Raw genomic sequence first — 22,755 nt, 5'->3', positions numbered from 1 at the left:
GCGTCCTCTGCCGCCCGGAGACCGCGGTCACTCGCCCGAGAAAAGGCTACAGGAGGAAAAATCGAGCGCGGCGCCTTTGGCCGGCGCGGTGTCCTGCGTCACCAGGCAGGGCTTCAGTGTCAGCAGCGAAGTCGACGGCATGTTGCCCTTCAGCGCCTCGTCGATGACATCCACCGCGACGACACCCATGCGGTGCACGTCATAGGCAACGGTCAGTTCGACCGGCCCGCCCTGGCGCACAAGCTCCAGAACCTCGGGGATACCGTCCTGACTGACGACAAAAACCTCGCCTTCCTTGCCAGCCTGTTCGATGGCGCGTGCCACCGGCGCCGCCAGTTCATCCCAGCCAACCCAGATCGCCTTGATATCGTCATTGGCCAGCAGCAGGTTGGTCGTCTGCGCATAGGCATCGTCCACCTGGCCGGGCACCTTGATTTCGACCTTTGTGATGTCAACGCCGGGATATCCGGCCATCACGGCCTCGAGCCCGCGCTGGCGCTCGATCAGGGCGGGCAGAACGTTCCAGTTGAGCGCTGCGATATGGCCCTCGCCCTGGATGCGGCCGACGAGTTCGGTCGCCGCGATGACGCCATCGGCCGTGTTGTTGGATCCGACGTCGGCGGTAATGCCCGGCACAAGGCCCGAGAATGTCGAGACGAAGGGCACGTCCTTTTCGCCGGCGTATTTGATCACGCCGCTCATCTGCGTATTGGCCGAGGCGACATTCAGGATCGCATTGAAGCCGCGGTCGATATAGGCCATCGCCGCGTTGTTGGTTGCCACCTGATCGCCCTGGCCGTCGAACAGCTCAACCTCCCAGCCCAGTTCCCGGGCCCGTGCGATGCCGCTGTCGGCCTGCAACTGGATCGAGGGTGAATTGTAGTTCACGGCAACCACGCCCAGTTTCACATTCTGCGCCTGGGCGGCACCTGCGGTCATGCCGGCCGCTATCGCGGCGGCGCCGGCGAATTTCGTCAAAAAGTTTGTCATGTGGTCCTCCCTGTGCGCCCCTCCCGGCGCAAGTTGCCCCCTGACCTCTGCCCGGCTTTTCCGGGTCTGCGATCAGGTTCGATGGGGCAGAGCCTAGTCGAGTTGCAAGTCAGTGGTCAACGGTTTTGCATGACAAGATTGTCTAACAATAAGGAATGACCTACTCTGCCGCTATCGAGACCGTCAGTGGGCGGAAGAAAGTGAGCCAAACGGAGGCCTTACCATGCCGAACCTTCGAAGCCTGCCGTTTGACGGCGCCGCCAACTTTCGGGATCTGGGTGGATATCCGGCCGGTCCCGGGCGTCAGACCCGGTGGAATCGGGTCTATCGCAGTGATTCGTTGTCCGACCTGACCGAGGCGGATCTCGACCGTTTGTCGGGTCTTGGTCTGTTCGGAATCTGCGACTACCGGCTGCCGGAGGAGGCGGGCAAGAAACCCGATCGTCTGCCTGAGGGCCACCAGATGCAGATTCTGAACCCCGGATTCCTGCCGGAAAAGACCGGGGACATGCTGGCCCGCTTGGCCGAGGGCAGTATCGATGCCGCCGGGATCGAGGTCGAAGTGACGCACCATTACCGGCTGTTCGCGCGCAGGCATATCGCCGTGTACACTCCTTTTTTCCGCATGATCCTTGAAGCGGACGGTCAGCCGGTGCTGATTCACTGCACGTCCGGAAAGGACCGCACGGGATGGGGCTCGGCGCTGGCGCTGCTGGCGGCGGGGTGTGACGATGCCACCGCCGTCGAGGATTATCTGCTGACCAACGCCTTCCGCCGCGACGTGAGTTTCATGTTCCCCGGTGGGGTCGACCCGGCCGCCCTGCACATGCTGACCAGTGCGATGCCGATTTATATCGACACGGCGCTGAAAGAGTTGCGCAGGCTGCACGGCCCCCGCAATGCCTGGATGGCCGAGGCGGGGCTGGACGAGCCTGAGCGGAAACACCTGCGGGCGCTTCTCAGCGAACCCGCAGGCTGATCCCGTCACATCAGGACCCGAAGGCCTGTTCGAGACTTCGCAAGGACTGCTCGGCGGTCATGTCCAGCTTGATCGGCGTGATCGCGATCTCGTTGTTCTCGATTGCCTCCAGATCGGTCCCGGTGGCGATCTCATGTTCAACCCGCATGATCTGGATCCACCAGTAGTCCTTGCGCCGCGCATCGCTGCGCTTGGTCGGCTTGAACGATCCCGGCGGGCGTTGACCCAGCCGGCAGATGCGGATCCCCTTGACCTCGTCCGGCGGCACCGGCGGGAAGTTGACGTTGACGAAGGTGCCCGGCGCGATCCCTGCTGAAAGGATGCCGTCCAGCACCTCTGGCGCGAATTTCTCGGCCGTCGCCCAATGCACATCCTCAAAGGCGTGGACCAGACTCATCGCCACCGAGGGCACACCCAGCAGAGCCCCCTCCATCGCGGCGGAAGCGGTGCCGGAATAGGTCAGATCCTCTGCAAGATTGGCGCCCCAGTTCATGCCCGACAACAGCAGGCTGGGTGGTTCGGGCATAATTTCGTAGATTCCCATGAGCGCGCAGTCTGTCGGCGTTCCCTTGACCGCGTGGTGATACCTGTCGATCTGCCGGTGCCGGATCGGCAGGTGCATCGAGATGGAATGCGATGCGCCGGACATTTCCTCGGCGGGGGCGACAACCCAGGTTTCCTTGCTGTGCGGTCCGACCACGCGTTCCAACAGCTTGATGCCGTCCGCGTCGATCCCATCGTCATTCACCAAGAGCACCCTGTGATTCTTCAAACTATCCATATTTCTCTTCCTCCTGCAAAATTGTCCTACATAATTGTTTGACGGTATGCTAGATGATTCCGCGAGGAAGACGAAAAGCCGCCGGTCGGGACACCGCCGGTCTCAGGGAGGATCACATGGATATCTGGATTGCCGGGGTCGGCATGACCCCGTTCGGCCGCCACCCGGACAAATCTGTCAGGGATTTGACCGAAACGGCGGTGGGCGCTGCGCTGGCGGATGCGGGCCTCGGCGCGCCGGACGTGGGCGCGGCCTTTTTCGGCAATGCCGTGCAGGGTGCGATCGAAGGGCAATATGGAATCCGTGGCCAGATCGCCCTGCGGGATGTGCCGCTTGGCCCCATTCCTATCGTCAATGTCGAGAACGCCTGCGCCAGCGCCACCACCGCGCTGCACCTTGCTATCGGGCATGTTCAGACCGGGGTATGTGATATTGCGCTGGCCATCGGCGCCGAGAAGATGGTGCATCCCGACAGCGCGGTGTCGATGACCGCGTTCGAGGGCAGCTGGGAGCGGGGCGAGCGGGATCGGGTGATCGGTCGGCTCACCGATCTGGGTCTCGGCACCCCGACACCGCCGCAGGCCGCCGCGCGGGAGACCCCGCACTCGGTGTTCATGGATGTCTACGCCGCGTTCGCAAAGTGGCACATGGCCGAGTACGGCACGACCGAAGCGCAAATCGCCCGGATTGCCTCCAAGAACCACGGGCATTCGGTGCACAACGACCGCTCGCAGTTTCGCCGGCCGTTCTCGGTCGAGGAAATTCTCGGCGCGCGGCTGATCGCCTGGCCCTTCACCCTGCCCATGTGTTCGGCCATTTCCGACGGTGCGGCGGCGGCGGTGGTCTGCAACAAGCGGGGGCTGGCGCGGGTCAATGCCGCGCGGGCCGTCCGATTGCGGGCGGCGGTGTTGATGCACGGGGGGCGGCGCGCGGCGCAGGATTATGCCAGCCACATCTCGCGCCAGGCCTCTGCGCGCGCCTATGAGATCGCGGGGCTGGGACCGGCGGATATTGATGTCGTGGAATGCCATGACGCGACGGCCTTTGGCGAGTTGCAGCAATCCGAACTGCTGGGATTCACCGCGCTTGGCGGCGGCGGCGCGCTGGCGGACAGCGGCGCGACGACACTTGGCGGGCGCATTCCCTTCAATCCCTCGGGCGGGCTGGAAAGCCGGGGTCACCCGATCGGTGCGACCGGGCTTGCTCAGACCTGGGAGCTTGTCACCCAGCTGCGCGGTGAGGCCGGGCCACGTCAGATCGAGGGGGCGCGGATCGCCCTGGCCGAGAATGGCGGCGGGTTGATGGGCGTCGAAGAGGCCGCCATCGGCATCACAATATACGAGGCCGCATCGTGACCCTTGCCTATCTGCTTGCCACATCGGCGCGGCTGCATCCGGGCCGACCGGCGATTTCCGTCGGCAACGAGGTCCGGCTGGACTATGCCGGGCTGGCCCGCTCGGCCGCCGGAATAGCGACGTATCTGGCGGTGCGTGGACTGATGCCCGGCGACCGGGTGATGCTGGCGATGAAGAACAACGACCGGTACTTCACCTATTTGTTCGGCTGTTGGTGGGGCGGTTTCGTTGCGGCGCCCCTGAACGCGACGCTGCATCCGCGGGAAATGGCCGGGATCGTGGCCGATCTTGCCCCGCGCCTGGCGATCTGCGATCCCGGGATCGCCGACGGGCTGGGGCCGCTCTGCCCCGATCTGCCCATTCTCGAACACGGCTCGACGGAGGCCGCGCGCGCCGAGGCCGCGGATCCCGCCCCGCTGGCGGACTGCCTGCTGAACGATACGGCCTGGATCTTTTTCACCTCGGGCACCACCGGCGCCCCCAAGGGCGCCTGCCTGAGCCATGCCAACCTGCTGGCGATGTCCACCGCCTATCTGGCCGATGTGGATTCGGTCGGATCCGGGGATTGCCTTCTGCATCTGGCCGCGACCTCGCATGCGTCGGGGCTGTTCGGCCTCAGTTTCATCGCCCGCGGTGCGGAACATGTGCTGATGCCCTCGGGAGGTTATGAGGCCGGGGCGATGCGCGACATTTTGCAGGCACGCCGCGCGGTGAGCTTCTTTGCGCCCACACCCCTGTTGGCCCGGATGCGCCGGGATGGCATCGGCGATCTGGCCGACGGTCATATCCGCACCGTTCTGACCGGCGCCGGACCTGTGCTCGCGCAGGATGTGCGCGATGCGGTGGAGACGTTCGGACCAAGGCTCTGGAACGGGTATGGCCAGGGCGAAACGCCCTGCACGATCACCGCGATGGCCAAGGCCGCGATCGCCGAGGCCGTCGCGGCCGACGACGACGCGGCACTGGTATCGGTTGGCATACCGCGCAGTGCCACGGCGGTCCGGTTGCTGGATCCCGGCGGACGAGAGGTGCCGCAGGGCGAGGCCGGAGAGGTCTGCGTGCGTGGGCCCACGGTCATGTCGGGCTACCTCAATCGCCCCGAGGCAACCCGGGAAACGCTGCGCGATGGCTGGCTGCACACCGGGGACACCGCGCGGTTCGACGTGGCCGGCCGGCTCATCCTGCTTGATCGGCTCAAGGATGTGATCATCAGCGGCGGAATGAATGTCTATGCCCGAGAAGTCGAGGATGTGCTGTCCCGCCATCCCGGAGTTCTCGAGGTCGCGGTGATCGGCAGGCCCGACCCGGAATGGGGCGAGGAGGTCGTCGCACTGATTGTTCCGGCGCCCGAGGCGGCGGGCGACAACCTAGCGGAATCACTCGATGCGATGTGCCTTGACCGGCTGGCCCGTTTCAAGCGCCCCAAGGCCTATCAAATGCGCCAAACGCTGCCCAGAAATGCGGCGGGGAAAGTTATTAAGTCGCTGCTTAAGAAGGATATTTCCGCAGGAAGTTTAGGCAATCAAAATTGTTCGACAATTTTGTCTTAACATCGTTGACAGCCCTGCGCGAAACACGGCAAACTTGGTTCTGCGAACCCCGGGGAGGAAGGGGGTTCGCGATAGGGGAGGGAACTATGGCAAAACTCTACGTTGATTCCGACAAGTTTGGAGAGGCGAATGCCTCGCCGACAGTCGAGGCGTTTCACGCCGCCGTCAAGGATCTGGTCCGGCGGAAACTGGACGCCTCGGGTGGGCATTGGGACAGCTTCGTTTTCGACAAATCCTATGGGCTGCTGACCGCCGAAGACTTTGCCGGGGTCGAGCGGCAGTTGCTGGACGCCGGCCATCTGTTCGATTGGTCGGCGGCGATTTCGCCGCAGGAACGGCCGGACATCTACAAACCCATCGAGGGTGTCGGCGACGATGACATGGGCACGTTCAGTTTCGAGCACGAGGATGCGGTGACCGGGACGCAAGGCGATCTCGAACAGCGCGGACAGGGCGACAACGTGGCCCGTTACCCACAGGATTGCGAGGGCATCGCCCGCTATATCCGCTCGCCCATGCAGGTGATGAAATACCTCGAAGAGGGGGTGCCGGAAAACACCATCGCCATCATCGACGATTCCGGCGGCACGCTGACCGCGCCGATCTTGGAGCAGTTCAAGGGCGTGATCTGTGCCGGTGGGTCAACCCGCTCGCACCTGGGGATCCTGACCCGTGAATACGGCGTGCCCTGCGTGATGAACGCCAAGATCAGCGGCCTGAAACAGGGCGACACGGTGCGCATCGAATGCACCGCGGCCCCCAAGACCGCTGCCGATTACCAGAAGAACGTTGACCGGACCGCAAAGGTCTGGCGCGTCGCGGCGGCCGGCTGATCCAGGCCAAGGGAGGAAAAACACATGGCAATGCCACTCAATTACACCCAGCTGCTGGAAACCAACAATCTAATCCAGCAGAACGTCGATGAGAGCTATTGGCTCTGCGTCACCCGGACCGTTCAGGAATCCAAGCTGTTCCCGGTTCCGTCCTATATGATGCTCAGCTATCTGATGGCCTTTTACCGCTATCCGTCGCTTCTGCGCAAAATCGAGTCGCGCATGTCCGCCGAGGAGCTGGGCGACCGTTCCCGCGAAATGGCGATGAAGCACCGCGCGCCCGGGGTCAGCTGGGGTCTGCCCAATTTTTACCTGCTGGGCCGGGAATGGCTGATCAACCTCGGCGTCATCAAGCCGACGGATGCGATCGAGGACGTGATGTACGTGATGGATTTCTGGAAACGGTTCCAGCTGTCCCTGCATCGCAATGACGGCCATATCAGCCGCGCGCAATACGGGCACCGGGGTCAGACCCTGTCTGAGCGGCAGGCGCAGGTGTTTCATTCCGACCTTTATTCCTGTGAGGCCGGAGACGAGCTGCACGAGGCCGCGCATCAGTTCATGGCCTCGGCGTCGCAGTACGGTTTCCTGATTTCCTGCGAAAGCCGGATCAGCCTGCACAACCACGGACCTTACAAGCTGTCCGATACCTCCGAGATGATCGTTCGCGATTTCATGGACCTCGCCGAAAGCGATTTCCCCTGGCTCGACGGCGTCGCCAAGGGGGTGGAATACAACAACATCACCGTCACCATGGCCGCCAAGGACTGCCATTTCTACCTGGTCGACGACTGGGGCAGCTTCGAAGCCGAACCTGAATTCTCGGCCGAGAAACTGGTCGGCGTCGGCCTCTATGCCTCGGATAACCTGTCCGAAGGGTACATGCCGCTGGGTATGAACAGCCGGGAGGAGCTGATCGCGACGTTCAAGCGGTTGGATGGGCAGGTCAAAGAGGCGATGAACAACCTCTGGCGCCGGATCGCAGGCTACAGCCGCGACCAGATGATGGATGCCGGCGCGATCACCTATTTCGCCATCATCAAGGATCTGGCGCATATTGCCGGGGTCTACGATGTGGACGACTGGATGAAGGTGGACGAGCGTGCCGAACGCTTCCGCCCGCTGCTGAACGACGAATACGGCCGCGATGTTCTGGGCGAACTGGTCGGTCTGTTGTCCAACCCCAGCCAGAAGCTGTCGGACTATTCGATGATGATGCATTCGAATGCCCCAACGCGGATGTATACGCCCATCCCCTACTCTGTGCTGTCGGGGGAACCCTATACGCCGACGGCCGGTCCCCTTTATCCCGGGATCACCAATCTGCCGGAAAAAGACGACGTCTATACCACCACCAGGGGCAAGATGACGTTGGCCGAATACAACAGGCAAAGTCAGGAATTCACCCCTTCGGCCGTGGCGCCCGAGACACGGTTTCTCTGTGACACCTGGCTCAAGTACCACGCCGGCAGCGACCAGGCCGACAGCTTGTACAGGATCACGCAGGCAAGCTCGCGCAAGCTGGCGGGCAAGGGCTCGACCCTCACCCGCGACGAGGTCGAGGCCCTGCGCGACTGATCTTACCAGGATCGGCCCCTTCGGGGCCGGGACAGACGGACCACCGGGAAGGGCTTGCGCCCTTCCCGCACCAGGACACATGGGAAATCGACAATGCAAATCGGATCTCTGATCCGGCGCGCCGCGCGCCAATTCAAGGATGCCCCCTGCCTCGTGCAGGATGGCCGCACCCTGAGCTATGCGGAATTCGACGCGGCCACGGACCGGCTGGGCAATGCCTTGCTGGCACGGGGGTTGACGCCAGGGGACCGGGTCGGTGTGCTGCTGCCCAATTGCATGGAGTGCATCATCGCCTATTACGCGCTGGCCAAAGCCGGCCTGGTGCGGGTCGGGATGAACACGCGCGAAACGATAGATGACCACAGTTACAAACTGACCGACAGCCAGTCACGCGCGGTGATCCATGCCGGGTCCGACGAGATGCCGGTCGAGATGGCGATCCCCCTGGACGAGTTGAAAGAGATGATCGCCACCGGTGACCCCGCGCCGTGCGAGGTTGTCCGCGCGCTCGATGCGCCCTACCGCATGGGGTATACCGGCGGCACCACGGGCAAACCCAAGGCCGTGACGCTGACCGAACGCGGCGAGCTGTCCGAACTCTCGGCCTTTCTGACCGATCTCATCCCCGATATCCGCGAAGGGGACACCTTTCTGCATGCGGCCCCGATCGCCCATGCCTCGGGCGCCTTTTTCCTGCCCGCCCTCGTGCGCGGCGCGCGCAGCCTGACGATGACCAAGTTCGATGCCGAACAGTTCATCGGGATGGCGCAAGCCGAAAACGCCACCCTGACCTTTCTGGTGCCGACCATGCTGTCGATGATCCTGGCGCATCCCGACTGTGAAGCCGCGGATTTCGACTTCCGCCGCATCGCCTATGGCGCCTCTCCCATTGCCGAAAGCGTGCTGCGGCGTGCCGAAGCGCGATTTGGCAAGATCTTCGCTCAGAGCTATGGGCAGGCCGAAAGCCCGATGGTCATCACCTGCCTGAAACCCGAGGATCATGACCGCATCGGCTCTTGCGGGCGCCCCTTCACGATTGTCGAGGTCCGGGTGCTGGACGACGACGACAACGAGGTGCCTGTCGGCGAGACAGGCGAAATTTGCTGCCGTGGCCCGCAGACAATGGCCTATTACTGGAACCGGCCCGAAGCGACGGAAAAAACCTTTCGCAACGGCTGGCTTCACACCGGCGATGTGGGGCGGATGGACGAAGACGGGTTTTTCTACATCCTGGACCGCAAGAACGACATGCTGATTTCCGGTGGTTACAACGTCTACCCGCGTGAGGTCGAGGATGTCCTGCTTGAGGTCGAGGGCGTGGTCGAGGCCGCGGTGATCGGCCTGCCCGACGAGACATGGGGCGACCGCGTTTATGCGGTGGTGTCCGGGGCTGCGGGCCTTGATCCCGACGCGGTGCTGGCCCACGCCAAACGGCGTCTGGCGGGTCATAAATGTCCCAAGGGCGTCGAGGTCTGGCCGGACCTGCCCAAAAGCGGCGCGGGAAAAATTCTCCGCCGCAAGGTGCGCGACGAACTGATCGCGCACGCCAGATCAAAGGAGATGTCCGAATGATGAAAGCACCGCAACTGGCTCTGCACGGGCTGGCGATCAAAAAACACGGCAGCGCCGCTGAGGTCGCCCGGATCACCGGCCTGTCCGAGGAAGCCGTAGAAACACATCTGTCGGCGGCCGTGACCAGCGGACGTGCGATGAAATCCGGTGAGAAATACATGCTCACCCCGACCGCGCAGATCGCGCTGAAATCGGCCTATTCCCGGGATTTCGCGGATGAACGCGCGGATGCGGCCTTTCAGGCAACCTATGATGATTTTGAGCGCATCAACGAACAGCTCAAATCGCTGATCACGGAATGGCAGACGATCGAGGTCGGCGGGCAGTCCATGCCCAACGATCACTCCGACCCCGACCATGACGCCCGGATCATCGACAGGCTGGGCGATCTGCATGAACGCGCCGAACCGATCCTTGACCGGCTGGCCGCGGGTCTGCCCCGGCTTTCGGTCTGGAAGGATCTGCTGCTGACCGCGCTGGAAAAGGCCGAGGATGGCGATGTGGAGTGGGTCTCGGACGCGAAATGCATGAGCTACCACACCGCCTGGTTCGAAATGCACGAAGATCTGATCCGCGTTCTCGGGCGCGAGCGTTTGGAGTAGGCCGATGACCCGCTGGACCCTGAAACTCGATGGCTCGCACCTGCCCGAAAAAACCCTGATCGGCGGCAAGGGCTGGTCGGTTGCCCGCATGGCCGCGCTTGGCCTGACCGTGCCGCCCGCCTTTGTCATCACAACCGAAGCCTGTACCGCCTATCGCGGCTCCAAGGACTATCCCGAAGGGCTCGAGGCCGAGATCGCGGACGGCATCGCCTGGCTTGAGCAACAAACCGGGCGCACCTATGGCAGGGGACCGTCGCCGCTGCTGGTCTCGGTCCGCTCCGGGGCCGCGATTTCGATGCCGGGCATGATGGACACCGTGCTGAACATGGGGATCACGCCGGACACCGAAACGGCCCTGGCCGAGGAATGCGGTGACCCCGTTTTTGCCCGCGACACCCACCGGCGGTTCCATGAGCTTTATGCCCATATCGTTCTCAAGACCGAGGCCGGTGAGTTTTCGAACGACGAGACCGCGCAGGACTGGGCGGCGCGGATCGAGACCGCCAGCGGGCGCACTCTGCCCGCCGATCCGGCGGATCGTCTGCACGCGGCGGTCCGCGCGGTGTTCGACAGCTGGGATTCCCGCCGCGCCAAACGCTATCGCAAGCATCACGACATCCCCGACGATCTGGGAACCGCCGTGGTGGTTCAGGCCATGGTATTTGGCAATATGGGCGGCACTTCGGGCACTGGGGTGATGTTCTCCCGCAACCCGATTGATGGCGAGCCCACTGTATATGGCGAGTTTCTGGCAAACGCGCAGGGCGAGGATGTGGTTTCGGGCAAGTTCACCCCGCAGCGGCTGGACACGATGCTGGACGCGCTGCCGGAGGCGCATGACGCCCTGCTGCGAGCCGCCCGAATGCTGGAGATCGAAAACCGCGACGTTCAGGACATCGAGTTCACCGTGCAAAACGGCACACTCTACCTGTTGCAGGCCCGCGCCGCCAAGCGCGCGCCAGAGGCGGCGCTCAAGATCATCTGCGACATGCTTGACGAGGGCACGATCGACGAAAAAACCGCACTGTCCCGCATCACGCCGGACCAGGTGCGGAGCCTGCTGGCCCCCCGCCTGCCCGAAGGCGCCTCGGCCCGGGCGAAGCAACTTGCCCGGGGGGAGGCGGCATCGCCGGGCATCGGCATCGGCACCGTGGTGACGGACAGCGACGAGGCCGAGCGGCGCGCGAAGAACGGCGAGGCGGTGATCCTTGCCCGCGCCACGACGAGTCCTGACGATCTGCACGGCATGATCGCCGCCCTGGCGGTGGTGACGGAACGGGGCGGCTCGACCAGCCATGCCGCCGTGGTCAGCCGGGCGCTTGGTGTGCCCTGCGTGACGGGCTGTGGCGAGGGGTCGGTGACCGCGCTGGCCGGGCGCAAGGTCACCGTCGACGGCAGCGGCGGGCTGATTTTCGACGGCGAACTGCCGGTGCAGGAACCGGACGAGACGGCCCTGTCCGGCCTGGTTCGCCTGACCCGCATCGCCGAACGGCTGAGCCCGGTGAAAGTGATCCTGCCCGAAGACGCCCTCGGCGGGGCGCTGGACCTCAACCGCGTCGAGGGCGGCAGCGAAATCGAAAACCTGCCGCGGCTGCTTACCGGCATCGACATCGCCGGGGGCGGCGCATTGGCCGACGACAAGGGGATCGCCGCCGGCCTTCGTGCCGGGCTGAAAACAATCGTCGGGCGTCCGCGCCTGCCCATCCTGCTGGCCGCGATTCGCGGCGCCCGACCTTCCGAGGATCGCGACACCGTCGCCGTCTCGGCCACCGAATGACCCATCCAACAGGGAAGACCGAAAAGCCATGACACTGAAACAAACTGACATCGAAGCCTTGGTCCAGCTTTTCGGAGAGTCCGACTGGAAGGAGATGCATCTGACCCTTGGCGATGAAGAGATGTTCCTCTCCAAGGATCCGAATGCGGCTGGCCCGGCGACAGCCGTTGCGGCCCCGCCCGCCCCGGTCGCAGGGCCGGCATCACCCCCGGATCGCGCGGCGCCTCCCCCGCCGTCCGGGGGTGGCGTCGAGACCGCCGCCGCCGCCGACCGCACCGGCTGGGTGGCGATCAAGGCGCCCAACCTTGGAACCTTTTACCGCGCCCCCAGCCCCGAGGCGGATCCCTATGTGACCCTCGGCGGCCAGGTCACCGAAGAGACCGAGGTCTGTCTTGTCGAGGTGATGAAGCTGTTCACCACGATCCGCGCCGGCATGACGGGCATTGTCCGCGAGATCGTCGCCGAAGACGGCGAAATGGTCGAATTCGGTGCCACGCTGATGTGGATCGAGCCCGAGGTCTGAGCCATGTCCATTTCCCGCATTTTTGTGGCCAACCGGGGTGAAATCGCCCTACGGGTGCTGCGCACGGCCAAGGAGATGGGGCTGGAAACCGTCCTCGGCGTTTCGGAGGCCGACCGCGACGGGCTGCCCGCGCAGATGGCCGACCGCGCCGTGGTTCTGGGCCCCTCGCAGGCCACCAAAAGCTATCTCAATGCGGACCTGGTTCTGCATGCGGCCCGGGCCACGGGTTGCGACGCGCTGCACCCCGGTTATGGCTTTCTGTCGGAAAAGCCCGATCTGGCCCGCCGATGCGCAGAGGAGGGGATCACCTTCATCGGCCCCAGGCCCGAAACCATCGAGGCAATGGGCGACAAGCTGTCGGCCATTGCCGTGGCCAGGGCCGCCGAGGTGGCGACTGTCCCCGGCACCGACATGATCGACACTGCCGGCGACGCGGCCGGCGCGGCCGAAGAGTTGGGCTATCCCGTGGTGATGAAGGCCAGCGCCGGGGGGGGCGGCAAGGGGATGTTCCTGGCCCGGTCCGCCGACGGTCTGGCCAGCGCCTTTACCCGAGCCAGCCGGGAGGCCGAAGCGGCCTTTGGCGATGGGCGGCTTTACATGGAGCGGTTCGTCGAACAGGCTCGGCATGTCGAGGTGCAGATCATCGGCGACGGCGAGGGCAACGTGCTGCATTTCGGCGACCGGGATTGTTCGGTTCAGCGCCGCTACCAGAAACTGATCGAAGAAGCCCCGGTCACCGCCATGCCGGCCGCGCTGCAGGAGCGGTTGCACGACGCGGCGGTCCGGCTCTGTGCCCACGCGAAATATCGCGGCGCCGGAACGGTCGAGTTCCTCTATGACATCGCGCGCGAGGATTTCTATTTCATCGAGGTGAATTCGCGCATTCAGGTCGAACATCCCGTCACCGAGGAGATCACCGGCGTCGACCTGATCCGTCACCAGATACTCGCGGCGAGCGGGGCCGGCCTGCAACTGACGCAGGACCAGATCAAGGTAGAGGGCCACGCGCTGGAGGCCCGGATCAATGCCGAGGATGCGGAAAACGGGTTCTCTCCCGCCCCCGGAAGGATCACGGGCTGGGAACCGCCGATCACGCCGGGCATCCGTCTGGACAGCCATATCCGCCCCGGCGATCTGGTTCCCCCCTTCTATGACAGCATGGTCGGCAAGCTCATCACCCGGGGCAAGACCCGCGACGACGCGATCGAGGCCATGCTGCGCGCGATCCACGATTTCCGCATCGAGGGCATCAAGACCACGCTGCCCTTTGCCGCCCGTATCATCGACCACCCGGATTTCCGGTCCAACCGTATCACCACGCGCTGGCTGGAGGACCGCGTCCTCCCCGCGCTCGAAACCGCCTGAAGGAGAGACAGATGGCCCATGTTGAATTTCTCGACGAGACCATGCGCGATGGCCAGCAGAGCCTCTGGGGCATGCGGATGCAGGCGGGCATGGCTCTGCCCGTTTCACCACTGATTGACCGCACCGGGTTCCGGGTGATCGACCTTGCCGGATCGTCGCTGATGGAGGTGTTGATCAAGCACGCGCAGGAAAACCCCTGGGAAGGGCTCGACCTGCTGGTCAATTCCATGCCGCGCACACGGCTGCGCGGGGGGATGCGTTCCAATGCGTCCGTTACCTTTGGGGTGACGCCGGATTCGTTGATGGATCTCTGGATGCGGCAGCTCAACGAACATGGCATCCGGTCTTTCTGGATCTATGACGTGCTGTACAACATCGACAAGATTCACCGGCTGGCCAAGGTCGCCAAGGAATACGGATCCGAAGTCGCCGGCTCGATCATGTTCGTGCAGTCTCCGGTTCACACGGATGCGTATTTTGCGGAAAAGGCGGGCCAGATGGCCGCCTCGCCGGATATCGATACGATCCTGCTGTATGACACCGCAGGCGTATTGGAGAAGGAGCGTCTGAAAACCCTCGTCCCGGCGATCCAGAAGGCGATCAAGGGCAAACCGATGGAGTTTCACGCCAACAATATCCTTGGCCTGTCGGGCAAGGCATATCTCGACGCCGTGGAGCTTGGGGTGACGATCCTGCATACCGCCTCCCGCCCCATGGCGAATGGGCCCTCGGTTCCCTCGACCGAAAGCGTGGTGAAGAACCTCGAAACGCTTGGCCATACGCACAGCCTGAACAAAAGCCTGTTCAAGCCGGTCGAGGATCATTTCCGCGCCGTCGGCCACGCCGCCGGATTCCTTGTCGATCAGCACAATGAATACGACGTGCTGGCCGTGCATCACCAGATTCCGGGCGGCATGACCGGGACGCTCAAGGCGCAACTGGCCCAGCATAACATGATGGACCGGCTGGACGATGTGCTTGAGGAAACCGCCAGGGTGCGGCGCGAGCTGGGCTATCCCGGAATGGCGACACCGTTCTCGCAACTGGTCGGAACCCTTGCCGTGCTGAACGTGGTCACGGGCAAACGCTATTCGGTCATTCCCGACGAGGTCATTCAATATGCCGCCGGATACTACGGCGAAACGGTGGCGCCGATCGAAGGGAATGTGCTGGACCAGATCATGACCTCCTCGCGGGCCAGGGAGGTTCTGGCGAGCCCGCCGCCCCAGCCCTCCATCGAGGATCTGCAAAAGCAGTATGGTACGACCGACCCGGACGAGCTGATCCTCAGGGCGCTGGTGCCCGAACCCGCGCTGGCTAGGATGCGGGCGGCGGGCCCGGTGCGGCAGGATTTCCCGCTGCTGTCCTCGCCGGAGCTGGATCAGGTGCGCAAGCTGATGAAGCTTGCCAGCGTCCCGGCGGTTCAAATCAGGTCGGCGCAGATGAACCTGTCGCTGCGGCGCGAGGCCTGATCCGATGCGCCGCGCGGTGATCGTCGACATTCTGCGGACCCCTTTCGGCCGTGGCCGGGAGGGGGGCGCACTCAGCCATATGCATCCGGTGGACCTTTATGCGCAGGTGCTGCAGACGCTGGTGGCCCGCAGCGGTATCGACCCGGCCCTGATCGAGGACGTGATCACCGGCTGCGTCATTCAGGTCGGCGAGCAGTCCGCGAATATCGGGCGGCAGGCGGTTCTGGCCGCAGGCCTTCCGGAAAGCGTGCCGGCCCTGACCATCGACCGCAAATGCGGCTCGGCCCAGCAGGCGCTGGACTTTGCGGCGCAGGGTGTCATCGCCGGGGCATATGACATCGTCATTGCCGGCGGGGTCGAGATGATGAGCCGGGTGTCGGCGAAATCCAACCGCATGGGCAAGGACAACATGGGCCCGATGTATCACGCGCGCTATCCCGCCGGCATGGTGCACCAGGGTATCTCTGCCGAACTGATCGCCGCGGAATGGCAGCTCGGGCGGAGTGAAATGGACGCTTTCGCGCTCAGATCGCACAATCGCGCGGAGGGCGCCCGCGACAGGATTGCCCGGGATATCATGCCGGTCGGCAACGTGGACCGGGACGAAGGGATCCGCGCCGACACCAGCCTCGGGAAGCTGGCGAGCCTGCGCCCGGCGTTTGAAGATCCAGAGATGGCCAGGCGTTTCCCGCGGATCGACTGGTCGGTGACGGCCGGAAACTCCAGCCAGGTCACCGACGGGGCCGCCTGCGCGCTGATAATGGAGGAGGCGACGGCGGCGAAACTTGGCCTTTCCCCGCGGGCGGCAATCACTGGCTTTGCGGTGGTCGGGGATGACCCGGTCATGATGCTGACGGGGCCGATTCCCGCAACCCGCAAACTGCTGGCCCGCACGGGCCTGAGCGCCGACAGGATCGACGCCTTTGAGATCAACGAAGCCTTCGCCAGCGTGGTTCTGGCCTGGCAACAGGAGATCGGAGCCGATCCCGACCGCGTGAACCGATATGGCGGCGCGATTGCCCTTGGCCATCCTGTCGGGGCCTCGGGCCTGCGTCTGACGGCCAACCTGCTTGCCGCGCTGGATGAAACCGGCGGAAAATACGGGGTTCAGAGCATGTGCGAAAGCGGCGGATTGGCCAATGCCACCCTGTTCGAGCGGCTATAGGGGGCGGGGATGTACATCGTTACGGTGCTTTATCCGGCCGGTGGTCCTGTCGATCTGGACTATTATCGCGCCAGCCACCTGCCGCTGGTGCGGCGTCTGTTGGATCCGATGGGGATGCGGGAGCTGGGGTACTGGTGCCCGAGCGAGGCCGACCCGTCGGCGCCATTCCAGCTGGTGGCCGAGCTGCGGTTTGACGACGCCGGGGCCGCTCAGGCCGCGCTGACCGCACATGGCGCGGAAACCCAGGCGGACATTGCGAATTTCACCGGGGTGACACCAGTGATCCTGATGGGGACGTGGTCCGCGGACTGACGCATTATCCGTCGGCGCGGGTCAGCCCGGTGCGGAAGGCATCATCCGTCAGGCGCGAGATCGAAAGGCGCGTGCGACGGATATGGATTGCCATCAGCCGCCCGGCCCGCTTGGGCTGCGCGGTCAGGATCGCCGAGATCACCGCCCGGTATTCGTCGAACCGTTTCTTGCGGTCCGCTTCGGATACCCGGGTCTGGAACTGCAGGCGCAGCAGATGGATGTTCATCAGCGGAATGATCCTGTGCAGCTCCATGTTGTCGGTCACCATGAACAGCACGTCATAGAATTTGCGCCGCGCTTCGATGAAATCGTGGGAATCGCCCCTGGCCTCATGCGACAGGAGCTCTTCGGCCGCGGCCTCGAACTCCGCCCGCATATAGCCCTCTTCGATCTTGCGGGCGGCCAGCCGGGCGCCGAGCGCGCAGTTCACTTCCAGCACCCGCAGCAAATCATCCGCATCCTTGCGGTTGAGGGCGCGGACAAAGGCCCCGCGGTTGGCGTTCAGCGTGACAACCCCTTCCGCGGCCAGCCGTTTCAGCGCCTCGCGCACGGGGCCACGGCTGACGCCCAGGCTCTCTGTCAGATCGGCCTCGACCAATCGCTGCCCCGGGACCAGAGATCCACTTCGGATTCCAGTGATGATTGCGTTGAACACGATGTCCGGGGAACTCTGAAGAACCCGTTTTGTCGTCGTGTCAGCCGAAGGCGCTTCGTTTTTCTTCACGTTCCGGTCCTCTGCCTTTGACCAATGCGGTTTTGGAAAACCGGTTGGCACACCGTATTGGCAATTATTGTACTACAATATCTCGTGCAAGTGGTAGCGCGGTCCGCTTTTCAACCGTTCGCCATATCCGACGCAGAGAATGCGGTTCAGCCAGAGCCAAGCGGGCGCGGATGTTTCGAACCTTGGAAGGATGCGGAAATACAAGCGCTCCGGCGGGACATGGTCCCCGCGTGCCAGCGCCGCGAGGTCTGCCGCCGACCCGTGCCGCATGCCGGCATAGGTGACATGGATCAGCGCCCCTTCGGATGTTTCGATCGTCAGGCGCACGTCTAGTTCCAGAACCCCGTCGGTGCGGGTCAGGGCCCAGTCCCCTCCGAACGGCAGAATCCGTCCGTTGATCCGCCCCTCCACCGTGCCCCCGGTCACCGGGACGATCTTGCGATTGCCCCGGGGTGTCTCGCCATGAGATTGCGGCGGTCCGAGGTCCGCCGTCATCACCGCCAGAGGTGTCGTGCGGGGTATCGTCCAGTCGGTCATTTCGCGCGTCTCCGGCAGGCATCTTCGGTTTTTCCAAGTTTAGGTTGCGAAGGGGCTCGATGTATAGGGCAATATTGCACTACGATTTCGTTATGCTATATCGAACGATGATTTTGGAGGGTATTCACACCATGGCAATCGTCATTACAGGCGGCTCAAAGGGTATTGGCCGGGACGTCGCGCTCGCCTTTGCCGAACCGGGAAAAACCATCGTCATCAACTTCAATTCCGATGGTGCTTCGGCAGAGGCGACCGCGCGGGAGGTGCGGGACCGCGGGGCCAGAACGCTCGTCGTGCAGGCCGACGCGGGCACGGTCGAAGGATGCCAGAAGATCGCAGACGCCGTCCGCAATGACGGCGCGCGGGTCGAAATGGCCGTTCACTGCGCGGTCGACGCCTATGCCGTCCCGGTGTTGCAATCCGACCCGGCCAGGATGGCCCGGGCGGTAGAGACCAACAGTCTGTCGATCCTTTACCTTGTTCAGACTCTCGACGAGCTATTGGACCGCGGGTCGACGATTTTCTTTTTCACCAGCCGGGGGGGCCGGATCGTCGTGAAGAACTACGCGGCCATCGGTGTCGGAAAGGCGGCGACAGAGGCGCTGATCCGTTACATGGCGACCGAACTCGCGCCGCGCGGAATTCGCATCAACTCCATCGCGCCCTCCATTGTCGGCACCGAGGCCGTCCGGCACATCTTTGGCGAGGATGAAACCAGAAGCCTGATGGACCACGCCCGCGACAGCAACCCCTCGGGTCGCGCGGTGGAACCCAGGGACTATACCGAGATCATCCGGTTCCTGGCTTCTCCCGCCGCAGAGTTCATCACCGGGCAGGTGGTCTTTGTGAACGGCGGAGCGAACCTTTCGGCCTGAGGCAAAGAGGTGAGACCGGCGGCGCCCGGATTTAGGCCGCTTTCCGGCGACCGCCTTTTGTGCGTCTGACGCGGTGCGCAAGGTCGGCAGACCGTCTCCTGCGCCATGGTGCGGCAACCCGGATGGCGCGGCGACCCGGGCCCGACCCGGCGCGGCGAAACTGGCGGATGACTGCGGAACGAACCGGGTGGAGCCCTGTCTTTCGCCGCGCAACGGCGGGCAAGGCCGATCCGCGATGTCAGCCCGGACACCGTGTCGAGCGTCAGGTCAGGGTCTTGCGCAACCCGACCTGTACCCGAAGCAGCTCGGGCAGGTAGTCGCGGACGAGATCCGCATCGGAGGCGGCCAGGCCGGTGTTGAGCGCGGCGACCACGAGGCCGCGGGCGTTCAGCACCGGCACCGCGAGCGAGCGCAGCCCGATCTCGACCTCCTGTTCGATGACAGCAAAGCCGTCGGTCCGGACCTGGGCGATTCGTTCCATGATCTCGTCGGGGTCGGTGACGCTGTTGACCGTGCGCGGTGTCAGGTCCGACCTGTCGATCAACGCGCGTGCCTGCGGCGGCGGCAACGCCGCGAGCAACACGCGCCCCATCGAGGCGCAATGCGCCGGCAGGCGCGATCCCGGCATCAGCCCGATGGACATCACCCGCCGCTGCGCCGCGCGGGCGACATAGACGATTTCCGTCTCATCGAGGATCGAAACCGAACTGGATTGCCCGATCCGCTCGGACAGCTGGTCCAGCCAGGGCTGCACGATCTGCGGCAACGGCATCGCCGCGAAAGCTCCGGTGCCCAGCCGCAGCACCCGCGGGGTGAGCTGGAAATATTTTCCGTCGAAATCGGCATAGCCGAGCTCGCGCAGGGTCAGCAGGCACCGCCGCGCGGTGGCCCGGTCCAGCCCGGTCGCCTCGGCCACCTCTGCGATCGACAGGCGCGGGGTATCGCCGCCAAACACTTCGAGCACGCTCAGCCCCTTGGCCAGAGAGCCTATGAGGTCGGTTCTGTTCACCATGCGACCATGACGACCGACATTTTGAACAAATGTCAATATGCGAACGAGACGTCTGGAAACGACCTGAAATTGCGCCTAGCACTGCCGGGCAGGAGGATTCCGCATGGACAAAACAATCTCATCTCTGGCCGGGGCGGTCGCCGATATTCCCGATGGCGCATCCGTCATGATCGGCGGCTTCGGCGGCTCGGGCGCGCCGCTCGAACTGATTCACGCCCTCATCGATCAGGGCGCCCGGGATCTGACGGTCATCAACAACAACGCCGGCAACGGGCATGTCGGGCTGGCCGCGCTGATCGAACAGGGCCGGGTGCGCCGGCTGATCTGTTCCTTTCCGCGTTCCGCCGATCCCACGGTGTTCAACGATTTCTACAAGGCGGGAAAGATCGAGTTGGAGATCGTGCCGCAGGGGACGCTGGCCGAACGCATTCGCGCCGGCGGCGCGGGCATTCCGGCGTTCTACACGCCCACCAGCTATGGCACCGACCTGGCCGAGGGCAAGCCGGTGGAGGAGTTCGAGGGGCACGCCTATATTCAGGAACGCTGGCTGAAGGCCGATTACGCGCTGGTCAAGGCGGAGTGCGCCGACCCGCACGGCAATCTGACCTATCGGATGGCGGCGCGGAACTTCAATCCGATCATGGCGATGGCGGCGAGGCGCAGCATCGTGCAGGCGAGCCGCATTGTGCCGCTCGGCGGGATCGACCCCGAGCATGTGGTGACACCGGGGATTTTCGTCGATGCCGTCGTCGAGGTGACGAACCCGGCGCAGGAAGAGGTGCTCAACCGCGAGGGGGCGGTATACCCATGACCGATATCAGCGAGATCAAACTGACCAACGCCCAGATCGCATGGCGCGCGGCGCAGGACATCGTCGACGGCGCCTATGTCAACCTCGGCATCGGGTTTCCCGAGATGGTCGCCCAATTCCAGCCCGAAGGCCGGCAGGCGATCTTTCACACCGAAAACGGCGTGCTGGATTTCGGCCCCGCCCCCGAGCCAGGGCAGGAGGACTGGGACTGTATCAACGCCGGCAAGAAGGCGATCACGGTCCGCCCCGGCACAGCGTTCTTTCACCATGCCGACAGCTTCGCCATGGTGCGCGGCGGCCATCTGGATGTGGCGATCCTCGGCGCGTTCCAGGTGGCGCAGAACGGCGATCTGGCGAACTGGTCCACCGGGCGCGGCGGCGTGCCGGCGGTGGGCGGCGCGATGGACCTGGTGCATGGCGCCAAGCGGGTTGCGGTCGTCACCGACCACGTGACCCGGGACGGCCAGCCCAAGCTGGTCGAGCAATGCAGCTTTCCGCTGACGGGCAAGGGGTGCGTGACGCGCGTCTACACCTCGCTGGCGGTGATCGATGTCGAGGACGGGCATTTCGTGCTGCGCGAAAAACTGCCCCGGATTTCCATGGCGGACCTGCAGGCGGTGACGGGCGCGACCCTGCACACCGACGGCGGGCCGGCCGACCTGATTGTACCGGAGACCCTGTGATGCAAGACGTCTTTATCTGTGATTATATCCGCACCCCGATCGGCCGCTACGGCGGCGTATTGTCAGCGGTGCGCCCCGACGATCTGGGGGCGATCCCGCTCAGGGCGCTGGCCGCGCGCAACCCGGATCTGGATCTGGCGGCGGTCGACGAGGTGATCTTCGGCTGCGCCAACCAGGCGGGCGAGGACAACCGCAACGTGGCGCGCATGTCGCTGCTGCTGGCAGGCTATCCCGAAACGGTGCCGGGCAGCACCATCAACCGGCTGTGCGGGTCGGGGATGGATGCGATCATCACCGGCGCCCGGGCGATCCGTGCCGGCGAGGCCGAGCTGATCGTGGCCGGTGGCGTCGAAAGCATGAGCCGGGCACCCTTTGTCATGCCCAAGGCGACCGGCGCCTTTTCCCGCGCGGCCGAGGTGCATGACACCACCATCGGCTGGCGTTTCGTCAACAGGCTGATGAAGGCGCAATACGGCGTCGATTCCATGCCGGAAACCGCCGAGAACGTGGCTGAGGACTTTGACATTTCCCGCAGCGATCAGGATGCCTTTGCCCTGCGGTCGCAGCAAAAGGCGGGACGCGCGATGGACAGCGGCCGCCTGGCAAAGGAAATCACCCCGGTGATCATTCCCCGGCGAAAGGGCGATCCCCTCGTCGTGGACATGGACGAACATCCGCGTCCGCAGACCGCGCCGGCAGACCTGCAAAAGCTGATCACTTTCGTCAAGGCCGACGGCACGGTGACGGCGGGCAACGCCTCCGGGGTGAACGATGGCGCGGCGGCGTTGATCCTTGCGACCAGAGAGGCGGCCGAACGGAACGGCCTGCGCCCGATTGCCCGCGTTCTGGGCGGGGCGACGGCGGGGGTGCCGCCGCGGATCATGGGCATCGGCCCGGCGCCCGCCTCGAAAAAGCTGATGGCGCGGCTGGGCCTGACGCAGGCGGATTTCGCGGTGATCGAGCTGAACGAGGCCTTTGCCAGCCAAGGGCTGGCGACGCTGCGCGAACTGGGCATCGCCGATGACGATCCGCGGGTGAACCCCAACGGTGGGGCGATCGCGCTGGGGCATCCGCTGGGGATGTCGGGCGCGCGGATCACCGGCACCGCCATGCTGGAGCTGAAGCCGGGCGAGAAGTCGTTGTCCACGATGTGCATCGGTGTGGGGCAGGGCATCGCCATCGCGCTCGAGGCGGTCTGAGACCGTCGCCGGCGGCCCGGCGCAGCAACGGCGGCGGGCCGCTGTCAATCCGGCCGGCGG

At 64.5% G+C, this 22,755-nt stretch carries 22 protein-coding genes; 17 read left to right on the top strand and 5 right to left on the bottom strand.

Annotation, left to right across the window (positions count from 1 at the left end; genetic code table 11):
• Nucleotides 1-27: 27 nt before the first annotated feature.
• Entirely contained in the window at nt 28-990 is a 963-nt protein-coding gene (locus E1832_RS13710; protein WP_133360327.1) for a sugar ABC transporter substrate-binding protein, read from the bottom strand.
• A 223-nt stretch (nt 991-1,213) separates the two neighbouring features.
• On the opposite strand from E1832_RS13710, the gene E1832_RS13705 reads away from it, so the two are divergent.
• The gene (locus E1832_RS13705; RefSeq protein ID WP_133360326.1) at nt 1,214-1,969 is read left to right on the top strand and encodes a tyrosine-protein phosphatase; all 756 of its coding nucleotides are present in this window, start codon (nt 1,214-1,216) and stop codon (nt 1,967-1,969) included.
• Nucleotides 1,970-1,979: 10 nt separating this feature from the next.
• Here the strand turns inward: E1832_RS13705 and surE are convergent, their stop codons facing one another.
• A complete protein-coding gene (gene surE, locus E1832_RS13700; protein WP_133360325.1) occupies nt 1,980-2,750 on the bottom strand; it encodes a 5'/3'-nucleotidase SurE in 771 nt (256 codons plus the stop codon).
• Nucleotides 2,751-2,866: 116 nt separating this feature from the next.
• Between surE and E1832_RS13695 the strand changes: the two genes are divergently transcribed.
• The 12 genes from E1832_RS13695 (at nt 2,867) to E1832_RS13640 (ending at nt 16,854) form a co-directional block, all read left to right on the top strand.
• Nucleotides 2,867-4,105, top strand: coding sequence for a thiolase family protein (locus E1832_RS13695; protein WP_133360324.1), 1,239 nt, complete (start codon nt 2,867-2,869; stop codon nt 4,103-4,105).
• A complete protein-coding gene (locus tag E1832_RS13690) occupies nt 4,102-5,655 on the top strand; it encodes a class I adenylate-forming enzyme family protein (protein ID WP_133360323.1) in 1,554 nt (517 codons plus the stop codon). The genes E1832_RS13695 and E1832_RS13690 overlap by 4 nt, the downstream gene beginning before the upstream one ends.
• An 86-nt stretch (nt 5,656-5,741) precedes the next feature.
• Nucleotides 5,742-6,488: a PEP-utilizing enzyme gene (locus E1832_RS13685; protein ID WP_133360322.1), complete on the top strand. Its 747-nt coding sequence runs from the start codon at nt 5,742-5,744 to the stop codon at nt 6,486-6,488.
• A 24-nt stretch (nt 6,489-6,512) separates the two neighbouring features.
• A complete protein-coding gene (locus E1832_RS13680; RefSeq protein WP_206021055.1) occupies nt 6,513-8,066 on the top strand; it encodes a hypothetical protein in 1,554 nt (517 codons plus the stop codon).
• Nucleotides 8,067-8,159: 93 nt separating this feature from the next.
• Nucleotides 8,160-9,638: a class I adenylate-forming enzyme family protein gene (locus E1832_RS13675; protein ID WP_133360321.1), complete on the top strand. Its 1,479-nt coding sequence runs from the start codon at nt 8,160-8,162 to the stop codon at nt 9,636-9,638.
• Nucleotides 9,635-10,240, top strand: a complete 606-nt coding sequence (locus E1832_RS13670) for a hypothetical protein (protein ID WP_133360320.1) — start codon at nt 9,635-9,637, stop codon at nt 10,238-10,240. The genes E1832_RS13675 and E1832_RS13670 overlap by 4 nt, the downstream gene beginning before the upstream one ends.
• Before the next feature lie 4 nt (nt 10,241-10,244).
• Nucleotides 10,245-12,017: a pyruvate, phosphate dikinase gene (locus E1832_RS13665; protein ID WP_133360319.1), complete on the top strand. Its 1,773-nt coding sequence runs from the start codon at nt 10,245-10,247 to the stop codon at nt 12,015-12,017.
• Between the two features lie 28 nt (nt 12,018-12,045).
• Complete coding sequence (gene accB, locus E1832_RS13660) at nt 12,046-12,540, top strand: acetyl-CoA carboxylase biotin carboxyl carrier protein (RefSeq protein ID WP_133360318.1); 495 nt, start codon at nt 12,046-12,048, stop codon at nt 12,538-12,540.
• A gap of 3 nt (nt 12,541-12,543) precedes the next feature.
• On the top strand, nt 12,544-13,905 hold the full coding sequence (locus tag E1832_RS13655; protein WP_133360317.1) for an acetyl-CoA carboxylase biotin carboxylase subunit: 1,362 nt from the start codon (nt 12,544-12,546) through the stop codon (nt 13,903-13,905).
• An 11-nt stretch (nt 13,906-13,916) separates the two neighbouring features.
• Entirely contained in the window at nt 13,917-15,377 is a 1,461-nt protein-coding gene (locus tag E1832_RS13650; protein ID WP_133360316.1) for a pyruvate carboxylase, read from the top strand.
• A gap of 4 nt (nt 15,378-15,381) precedes the next feature.
• Nucleotides 15,382-16,542 carry a thiolase family protein gene (locus E1832_RS13645; protein ID WP_133360315.1) on the top strand — a complete coding sequence of 387 codons (1,161 nt, stop codon included), beginning with the start codon at nt 15,382-15,384 and terminating at the stop codon, nt 16,540-16,542.
• A 9-nt stretch (nt 16,543-16,551) separates the two neighbouring features.
• The gene (locus E1832_RS13640) at nt 16,552-16,854 is read left to right on the top strand and encodes an EthD family reductase (RefSeq protein ID WP_133360314.1); all 303 of its coding nucleotides are present in this window, start codon (nt 16,552-16,554) and stop codon (nt 16,852-16,854) included.
• Between the two features lie 4 nt (nt 16,855-16,858).
• Here the strand turns inward: E1832_RS13640 and E1832_RS13635 are convergent, their stop codons facing one another.
• On the bottom strand, nt 16,859-17,509 hold the full coding sequence (locus E1832_RS13635) for a GntR family transcriptional regulator (protein ID WP_165978890.1): 651 nt from the start codon (nt 17,507-17,509) through the stop codon (nt 16,859-16,861).
• 141 nt (nt 17,510-17,650) lie between these two features.
• Complete coding sequence (locus E1832_RS13630; RefSeq protein ID WP_133360312.1) at nt 17,651-18,115, bottom strand: DUF3237 domain-containing protein; 465 nt, start codon at nt 18,113-18,115, stop codon at nt 17,651-17,653.
• A gap of 74 nt (nt 18,116-18,189) precedes the next feature.
• Here E1832_RS13630 and E1832_RS13625 point away from each other — a divergent pair, with 74 nt between their 5' ends.
• Nucleotides 18,190-18,990, top strand: coding sequence for an SDR family oxidoreductase (locus tag E1832_RS13625; protein ID WP_165978889.1), 801 nt, complete (start codon nt 18,190-18,192; stop codon nt 18,988-18,990).
• A gap of 262 nt (nt 18,991-19,252) precedes the next feature.
• Here the strand turns inward: E1832_RS13625 and E1832_RS13620 are convergent, their stop codons facing one another.
• A complete protein-coding gene (locus tag E1832_RS13620; protein WP_133360310.1) occupies nt 19,253-20,002 on the bottom strand; it encodes an IclR family transcriptional regulator domain-containing protein in 750 nt (249 codons plus the stop codon).
• A gap of 103 nt (nt 20,003-20,105) precedes the next feature.
• Here E1832_RS13620 and E1832_RS13615 point away from each other — a divergent pair, with 103 nt between their 5' ends.
• The 3 genes from E1832_RS13615 to pcaF are packed head-to-tail and all read left to right on the top strand — an operon-like array spanning nt 20,106 to nt 22,695.
• A complete protein-coding gene (locus E1832_RS13615; protein ID WP_133360309.1) occupies nt 20,106-20,813 on the top strand; it encodes a 3-oxoacid CoA-transferase subunit A in 708 nt (235 codons plus the stop codon).
• Entirely contained in the window at nt 20,810-21,496 is a 687-nt protein-coding gene (locus E1832_RS13610; RefSeq protein ID WP_133360308.1) for a 3-oxoacid CoA-transferase subunit B, read from the top strand. The genes E1832_RS13615 and E1832_RS13610 overlap by 4 nt, the downstream gene beginning before the upstream one ends.
• A complete protein-coding gene (gene pcaF / locus E1832_RS13605) occupies nt 21,496-22,695 on the top strand; it encodes a 3-oxoadipyl-CoA thiolase (protein ID WP_133360307.1) in 1,200 nt (399 codons plus the stop codon). The genes E1832_RS13610 and pcaF overlap by 1 nt, the downstream gene beginning before the upstream one ends.
• Nucleotides 22,696-22,755: the final 60 nt, after the last annotated feature.

Source organism: Antarcticimicrobium luteum (assembly GCF_004358185.1).
Taxonomy (GTDB): domain Bacteria; phylum Pseudomonadota; class Alphaproteobacteria; order Rhodobacterales; family Rhodobacteraceae; genus Antarcticimicrobium; species Antarcticimicrobium luteum.
Note: the sequence above shows the minus strand (reverse complement) of the source record. Positions and strands in the feature narration are given on the sequence as shown.